The following is a 1,078-nucleotide window of genomic DNA, read 5'->3' on the forward strand; positions in this document are numbered from 1 at the left end:
CCTCTCAGCCAGGTTCCATACATGTCAAGGGTAGGTAAGGTTTTTCGCGTTGCATCGAATTAATCCACATCATCCACCGCTTGTGCGGGTCCCCGTCAATTCCTTTGAGTTTTAATCTTGCGACCGTACTCCCCAGGCGGTCAACTTCACGCGTTAGCTACGTTACCAAGTCAATGAAGACCCGACAACTAGTTGACATCGTTTAGGGCGTGGACTACCAGGGTATCTAATCCTGTTTGCTCCCCACGCTTTCGTGCATGAGCGTCAGTATTGGCCCAGGGGGCTGCCTTCGCCATCGGTATTCCTCCACATCTCTACGCATTTCACTGCTACACGTGGAATTCTACCCCCCTCTGCCATACTCTAGCCCGCCAGTCACAAATGCAGTTCCCAGGTTAAGCCCGGGGATTTCACATCTGTCTTAGCGGACCGCCTGCGCACGCTTTACGCCCAGTAATTCCGATTAACGCTTGCACCCTACGTATTACCGCGGCTGCTGGCACGTAGTTAGCCGGTGCTTATTCTTCCGGTACCGTCATCCCCCCACCATATTAGGGCGAAGGTTTTCTTTCCGGACAAAAGTGCTTTACAACCCGAAGGCCTTCTTCACACACGCGGCATTGCTGGATCAGGCTTTCGCCCATTGTCCAAAATTCCCCACTGCTGCCTCCCGTAGGAGTCTGGGCCGTGTCTCAGTCCCAGTGTGGCTGGTCGTCCTCTCAGACCAGCTACAGATCGTCGCCTTGGTAGGCCTTTACCCCACCAACTAGCTAATCTGCCATCGGCCGCCCCTCTAGCGGGAGGTCCTAAGATCCCCCCCTTTCCTCCGTAGAGCGTATGCGGTATTAATCCGGCTTTCGCCGGGCTATCCCCCACTACAGGACACGTTCCGATGTATTACTCACCCGTTCGCCACTCGCCACCAGGGTTGCCCCCGTGCTGCCGTTCGACTTGCATGTGTAAGGCATGCCGCCAGCGTTCAATCTGAGCCAGGATCAAACTCTTCAGTTCAAACCTGTTACTGTTTTTCGGGCTCTTCCGAACCCGGTCGCTCACTCAACGTACTGACGAATGATCC

1 rRNA gene is annotated in these 1,078 nt (G+C 54.8%); it reads right to left on the bottom strand.

Annotated elements, in window-relative coordinates:
- Positions 1–1,011 (bottom strand): 16S ribosomal RNA (locus ACAX43_RS32920); the annotation flags it as partial.
- Positions 1,012–1,078 lie beyond the last annotated feature (67 nt).

The sequence above is a fragment of the Paraburkholderia sp. IW21 genome (assembly GCF_041321145.1).
Lineage (GTDB): Bacteria > Pseudomonadota > Gammaproteobacteria > Burkholderiales > Burkholderiaceae > Paraburkholderia.